This is a genomic window from Kineococcus rubinsiae (assembly GCF_011839805.1).
Classification (GTDB): domain Bacteria; phylum Actinomycetota; class Actinomycetes; order Actinomycetales; family Kineococcaceae; genus Kineococcus; species Kineococcus rubinsiae.
This window is the reverse complement of record NZ_VWPY01000008.1, coordinates 105,748-111,908: the sequence shown is the minus strand read 5'-3', so window position 1 is coordinate 111,908 and position 6,161 is coordinate 105,748. Positions and strand designations below refer to the sequence as shown.

Below are 6,161 nucleotides of genomic sequence, written 5' to 3'. Positions count from 1 at the left end.
AGCCGGGGCGGGCGCAGGGGCCGGCGCGGGGGCCGGCGCGGGCGCGGGGTTCCCGCGCGGCGGGGCGACCTCGCCGGCGGGCAGCTTGTAGACCTGCACGACCCACAGGCGGCCGTCGCCCGAGCGGACCGCCCCGACGCCGAGCTGGGTCACGTCCTGGCGCAGCTCGTTCGCCCGGTGCCCGGGGGAGCCCCAGAACGCCTGCTGCAGCTGGTCGGCGTCGCCGCCGACCCCGACGTTCTCGGCCACGAGGCTCCAGCCGGACAGCTGCCGGGAGAGGTCGGGGTTGTGCGTGAGGGTCCCGACGGTGGCCAGGTGGAACGCCCAGTCGGTCGCGACCTGCGTGGTGTCCGGCGCCAGGCGCAGCGGGGCCAGCCCGGCCTCGACGCGGGCGGCGTTGACGAGGTCGTAGGCGCGCCCGGCGGCCGTGCCGTCGCCCGTGACGGCAGCGGTCGCGGCGGGAGTCGCGGCGGGGTCCACGTCGTCGGCCTGGGCGGGCGCCGCGCCGAGCAGGCCGGCGGAGGAGGCGACGAGCGCGGCGATCGCGAGCGCCCGGCGGGCGCCGGTGCGCGGGCGGGGGGTGCGGGCGGGGAGTGCGGGGGCGGCGGCCACGGGGGTCCTCCAGGTCGGCGTCAGGCGGTGCGGCGTCGGGCGTCGGCGGTGCGTTCCCCGTCTTGGTCGGCGCCCGGGGCGCCCGCCTGTAGGCCGTCCGGGTGGTTCCGCGTAACGCCCGCGCTCCCCGCCGACCGCGCCGCACCCCTCGAGCAGCGCCGTCGGTAACCTCCGGCATGGACACCACGCCGCTGGCCCGCGAGATCACCGCTGCACTGCCCGGCTGGGTCGACGACGAGCTCGCGCCCCTGCCGGCGACGGCCACCGACGAGGGCTGGATGGCCGTCGTGAACACGCTCGCGGCGCGCAACCCGCGCGAGGGCAGCGGTGGCCCGTTCGCCGCGCTCGTCGTCGAGACCGCGACGGGGGCCCTCGTGTCGGCGGGGGTGAACCTCGTCCTCTCCAGCGGGTTGTCCTCCCTGCACGCCGAGGTGACGGCCCTGTCCCTCGCGCAGCGGCGGCTGGGGTCGTGGGACCTCGGGGCGGCGGGGCTGCCGGCCCACTCCCTCGTCGTCAACTGGCGCCCGTGCGCTATGTGCTACGGCGCGGTCGTGTGGTCCGGCGTGACCCGGCTCGTCGTCGCGGGCTCGGGGCCGGAGCTCGAGGAGCTCACGGGGTTCGACGAGGGTCCCGTGCGCGAGGACTGGGCGGAGCAGTTGCAGCGCAGGGGGATCGAGGTCGTCTCCGACGTGCTGCGCGAGGAGGCCCTCGACGTCTACCGCGGCTACGGGGAGTTCGTCGCCGGCAGCGGCGCGACCGTCTACAACGCCCGCGGCACCGCCCCGGCCTGAGGCCCGCGCCCGCCGGCCGGGAAGGGCGTCGAACCGCACGACCCGCCACGCCGTTCTCCGTGGTGAGGGACTCCCCCGTCCCCATCCGCCCCACCTGGAGGACCCGTGCTCGACACGTTCGACGGCCTGCCCGTCCACGCCCTGGTCGTCCACGGCGTCACCGTCCTGGTGCCCCTGACCGTCCTGGGGGTCATCGCCATCGTGGTGCGGCCCCGCTGGCGGGAGCGCTTCGGCCCGCTCGTCGTCGCCGTGGGCGTGGTCGCCGCGGTCCTCTGCCCGCTGGCCACCCAGAGCGGCGAGGCGCTCGCGGGACGGGTCGGGAACCCCGGGCAGCACGCCGAGCTCGGCGACCAGCTCGTCTTCTTCGTCGTCCCGCTCGTGCTGCTGTCGGTCGTCCTGGTCCTGCTGGACCGCCGCACGCGCCGCACCCCGGGGCCGCGCCGCACGGCGAGCAGCGTCGTCGCCGTCCTCTGCCTCGTCGCCGCCGTCGCGGCCGGCGTGCAGGTCTACCGGGTCGGGGAGTCCGGCGCCCGGGCCGTGTGGGCCGACCAGATCGCGGCCACGTCCTCGTCCGGCGCAGCTTCCTGACGGAGTCACTCGCCGTGAACAGAGCGTGACTGTCAGACTGCGGGGGTGATGCCCCGACGAAGCCTGGACACGGCGGTGCCGGAACGCGCCTCCCGGCGCCGCGAGGCGGTCGTCCTCGCGCTCGCCATCGCCTGGGTCCTCGTCCTGGGCGGGGCGCAGGCGACCGTCAGCGGTCGGCTGGTGGTCGTGCCCTGGCTCGCCCTGGGGCCGCTCGCCGCCTCGCTCGTGCTGACGTGGCGCCGGACCGCCGTCGTGGCGGTCCTGTCCGTCCTGGCCGTGGCGCTGCTGTCCCTGCGGGTCGGCGACCCGTTCCTCTGGGCCGGCGCCATCCGCATCCTCGGCAGCGCAGCCCTGGCGGGCTTCGCCGTGTTCGGCGCGTCGGTCCGCGCGCAGCGCGAGCAGCGCATCCGCGCCGTCACCGAGATCGCCACCGTCGCGCAGACCGCGATCCAGCACCCCGTGCCGACCCTCGTGGCGGGTCTCGCCCTGGCCTCGCGCTACGTCTCCGCGAGCGCCGACGCGCTGGTGGGCGGCGACCTCTACGACGTCGTCGCGACCGAGCAGGGCGTGCGGGTCATCGTCGGCGACGTGCGCGGCAAGGGGCTGCCGGCCGTGCACACCGCCGCGGCCGTGCTCTCGGCCTTCCGGCACACCGCACCGCTGCCCGCGGCGCGGCTGGACGACGTCGCCCGCGCCGTCGAGCAGGCCGTCCTCGCCCGGCTGGGGCCGGAGGACTTCGTCACGGCCGTGTTCTGCGACGTGCACCCCGACGGCCGGCTCGACGTCGTGCTCTGCGGGCACCCGTCACCGCTGCGGCTCACGGCCGGCTGCGCCCCCGTCGCGGTGGGCGAGCACCGCTCCCCGCCACTGGGGCTCGGCCTCGACGTGCGCGTGGAGACGGCGACGCTCGGGGAGGGCGAGCGGCTGCTGCTGTTCACCGACGGCCTCGTCGAGGCCCGCTCGTCCGACGGGGAGTTCTTCGACCTGACCAGCCAGCTCAGCCTCCTGGCACCCCGGGAACCCGTCACGCCGCAGTCGCTGGAGACCGACCTCGACCGGCTCCTCGGCGCCGTGCGCGGGCACGTCGGCGGGGTGGTCGGCGACGACCTCGCGCTCCTGCTGCTGCAGCACGTCCCCGCCCCGGGCGCCGGTCGCCGCTGACCCCCGCGCGTCCGGGAGACTGCCGCCATGTCGCCCGACGGCTCCGCGCCCCCTCCCCTGACGCCCGAGGAGGAGCTGACGTGGCGGACCCTCATGCGGCTGATGGTCGCGCTGCCCCGGGCGATCGACGAGGACCTGCTGCGGCGCAGCGGTCTGGGGCTGACGCGCTACGTCGTGCTCATGCGGCTGTCCGAGGCGCCCGCGCACACCCTGCGGATGAGCGACCTGGCCGAGGCGGCCTCGATCTCGCCCAGCCGGATGACCCGCGTGGCGCAGTCGATGGCCCAGGACGGGCTCGTGGTGCGCAACCCCGACCCGAGCGACGCGCGGGCCGCGCTCCTGACGCTCACGGACGAGGGCCGGGAGCGGCTCGAGGAGGCGTGGCCCGCCCACCTGGCGGGGGTCCGCGCCCTGGTGATGGACCACCTCGGCGCCGAGGACCTGCCCCGCGTCCGGCGGTTCACGGACCTGCTGCTGCGGGCGGTCGAGGGCTCCGCCCCCGAGGGACCGTGAGCGCTCAGGAGGCGAACCGCTCGCCCGCCGAGTCCTCCGCCTGACCCGCCTGGTCGACCTCGGCCCAGACGGCGTCGAGGGACAGGCCGAGGACCCCGGCGATGGCGGCGATCGTCGGGAACGCGGGGCTGGGCACGCGGCCTGACTCGATCTTGCGCAGCGTCTCCGGGGACACCCGGGCGGCCAGGGCCGTGTCGAGCATCGGGCGGCCGCCCCGCGCGCGCCGCAGGACGGCCCCGAGGCGCTGACCGCGCGCGATCTCGGCGGGGGTGTGGGGCAACCGGACCATGCCCCGATCCTAGGCCGGGATAACATGGCCGGGATAGTTGTTGGTCGCGAGGAGGGTTGCACGGTGATCGAGATCCTGAACGGCACGGAGCTGGCGCGGGCCAGGGACACGGGGGGCCTGGTCGCCCGCATCCTGCAGACGCTGAAGAGCCGCGCAGCCGTGGGCACGAACCTGCTGGAGCTCGACGGGTGGACCCGCGACGCGATCGTCGAGGCCGGCGCCGTGTCCTGCTACGTCGACTACGCGCCCTCCTTCGGGCGCGGACCGTTCGGCCACCACGTCTGCACCTCGGTCAACGACGCCGTGCTGCACGGGCTGCCGCACGACTACGTCCTCGCCGACGGTGACCTGCTCTCCCTCGACCTCGCCGTGTCCCTCGGCGGCGTCGTCGCCGACTCCGCCATCAGCTTCGTCGTCGGGGACACCGCCGCCCCCGAGGACCTCGCGATGATCGCCGCGACCGAGCGCGCGCTGGCCGCGGGCATCGCCGCGGCGGGGCCGACCGCCCGCGTGGGGGACCTGTCCGCCGCCATCGGCGCCGTCCTCACCGAGGCCGGGTACCCCGTGAACACGCAGTTCGGCGGCCACGGCGTCGGCTCGACGATGCACCAGGACCCGCACGTCGCGAACACCGGCCGCGCCGGCCGCGGGTTCCCCCTGCGCCCCGGCATGCTGCTGGCGCTGGAGCCCTGGATCATGGCGGACACCGCCGAGCTCGTCACCGACGCCGATGGCTGGACGCTGCGCAGCGCCACCGGCGCCCGCACGGCGCACAGCGAGCACACCATCGCCATCACCGAGAACGGGGCCGAGGTCCTCACCCTCTCGTGACACGACCCGTCAGATCGGCTCGTCCGTCCCGTGCCCCGGAGGGGCCGTGCCGGCGACGAGGTAGTTCTGCGCCAAGTGGAAGGACGACGCGGCCACTTCGCCCGGCTGCCGTCAGCGTGTTGGGCCGCTGGGTCGAGTGCCTCGTTGGGAGTCCTGCATGAGTAGCCTCATCCGCTGCCCCGGTCCGGCTGCCTCCTTGGAGGAGCTGCAGGAGTTCGCCCTCTCTTACAACGCCTACCGGCGTATTGCCGACTCGCCGGAGCGCCTGCTGCAGGTAGTGCGGCCCGTCGTCCGCGCCCTCGACGCCAGCAAGTCCATCCCCACCTGGGTGGGGATGGACTTGCTGAGGGCCGCCATGTTCTACGTGCAGCGCCGGGCCCGCGCTACCGAGTACGACGACCCCTCGCCTACGGCGGAACGCTACTACCGCCTCCTGGCACGGCGCATCAGTGAGCTGGCCGGCTCAGAACCTCTCCCGCGTGACCACTTCGGCTAGTGGCTCAAGGCGGGTTGGGTCGAATCCTGTCCTGTCACTCTGCGACGGGCTCCTCCTGATCGCGCTGGCGCAGCACGTCCGAGGTCATGCGCTGACCCTCGGTGAGCACTAACGATGGCACCTGCCGCGCTCGCCTCTGCCTTCCGCCAGACCTTGACCGCCGGCTCATCGCGGTCAATGACCCTTGAGTGCCGACTCGCGTGCCAGGGTGAGGCTCGTGCCTCCCGCACCTCGACCTGGGAGCCTTTGGGCCACCCGTGTGCGGGTCTCCACTGCGGAGCAGGCCGACTCCGGCGCTGGCCTGGAAGCCCAGCGCGCCGCCCTGCAGGCTGAGGCTGACCGGCGCGGCTGGGGGCTGGAGTACCTCGTCGACGCCGGCTGCTCCGCCGAAGACTTCAACCGCCCGGCCCTGATCGGCGCGCTGGGCCAGCTGAACGCACGCGCGGCCGACGTGCTGCTGGTGGCCAAGCTGGACCGCCTCTCCCGCTCGGTGCACGACTTCTCCGGCCTGGTGAAGGAAGCCACCCGGCGCGGGTGGTCCGTGGTCTGCCTGGACGTGGGCGTGGGCACCTCACCCCCAACGGCAAGTTCATGGCCACCGTCACCGCAGGCATCGCCGAGCTCGAGTGCGAGCTGATCGGCCAGCGCACCCGCGAGGCTCTGGCGGTGAGGAAAGCCACCGGCGTACGCCTGGGCCAGCCTTCTGTGCTCCCGGTGAGTTGGTGCGCGGCATCCTCGAAGAGCGCGACGCCGGCCGCTCCTAGCGGACCATCGCCGACGCCCTGACCGCCGACGGCATCTCCACCGCCTGCGGCGGTGTCCCCTGGACCTTCTCCTCCGCGCGAGCCGTCTACAACTCCCAGGCCGCCCCTAGCCGCAA

8 protein-coding genes and 1 pseudogene are annotated in these 6,161 nt (G+C 75.0%); 7 read left to right on the top strand and 2 right to left on the bottom strand.

What is annotated here, in order from left to right:
- A partial coding sequence (locus tag F1544_RS24100; RefSeq protein ID WP_167583731.1) for a CAP domain-containing protein occupies window positions 1-612 on the bottom strand: 612 nt, incomplete at its 3' end.
- Window positions 613-788: 176 nt separating this feature from the next.
- On the opposite strand from F1544_RS24100, the gene F1544_RS07245 reads away from it, so the two are divergent.
- The 4 genes from F1544_RS07245 to F1544_RS07230 all read left to right on the top strand — a co-directional run bounded on the left by F1544_RS07245 (window position 789) and on the right by F1544_RS07230 (window position 3,665).
- Window positions 789-1,403 (top strand): nucleoside deaminase, encoded by a 615-nt coding sequence (locus F1544_RS07245; protein ID WP_167583729.1) that lies wholly within the window; start codon window positions 789-791, stop codon window positions 1,401-1,403.
- Between the two features lie 105 nt (window positions 1,404-1,508).
- Window positions 1,509-1,991: a DUF2231 domain-containing protein gene (locus F1544_RS07240; protein ID WP_167583727.1), complete on the top strand. Its 483-nt coding sequence runs from the start codon at window positions 1,509-1,511 to the stop codon at window positions 1,989-1,991.
- 48 nt (window positions 1,992-2,039) lie between these two features.
- Window positions 2,040-3,152: a PP2C family protein-serine/threonine phosphatase gene (locus F1544_RS07235; protein ID WP_244308088.1), complete on the top strand. Its 1,113-nt coding sequence runs from the start codon at window positions 2,040-2,042 to the stop codon at window positions 3,150-3,152.
- A gap of 27 nt (window positions 3,153-3,179) precedes the next feature.
- Window positions 3,180-3,665, top strand: a complete 486-nt coding sequence (locus tag F1544_RS07230; RefSeq protein ID WP_167583723.1) for a MarR family winged helix-turn-helix transcriptional regulator — start codon at window positions 3,180-3,182, stop codon at window positions 3,663-3,665.
- A 4-nt stretch (window positions 3,666-3,669) separates the two neighbouring features.
- Here the strand turns inward: F1544_RS07230 and F1544_RS07225 are convergent, their stop codons facing one another.
- Complete coding sequence (locus F1544_RS07225) at window positions 3,670-3,954, bottom strand: helix-turn-helix domain-containing protein (protein ID WP_167583721.1); 285 nt, start codon at window positions 3,952-3,954, stop codon at window positions 3,670-3,672.
- A 63-nt stretch (window positions 3,955-4,017) separates the two neighbouring features.
- On the opposite strand from F1544_RS07225, the gene map reads away from it, so the two are divergent.
- From map to F1544_RS07210, 3 genes and pseudogenes are all read left to right on the top strand, one after another.
- Window positions 4,018-4,785, top strand: a complete 768-nt coding sequence (gene map / locus F1544_RS07220) for a type I methionyl aminopeptidase (protein ID WP_167583719.1) — start codon at window positions 4,018-4,020, stop codon at window positions 4,783-4,785.
- Window positions 4,786-4,981: 196 nt separating this feature from the next.
- Window positions 4,982-5,281 (top strand): hypothetical protein, encoded by a 300-nt coding sequence (locus F1544_RS07215; RefSeq protein WP_167583717.1) that lies wholly within the window; start codon window positions 4,982-4,984, stop codon window positions 5,279-5,281.
- A gap of 208 nt (window positions 5,282-5,489) precedes the next feature.
- Window positions 5,490-6,067, top strand: a pseudogene (locus F1544_RS07210) (recombinase family protein).
- Window positions 6,068-6,161 lie beyond the last annotated feature (94 nt).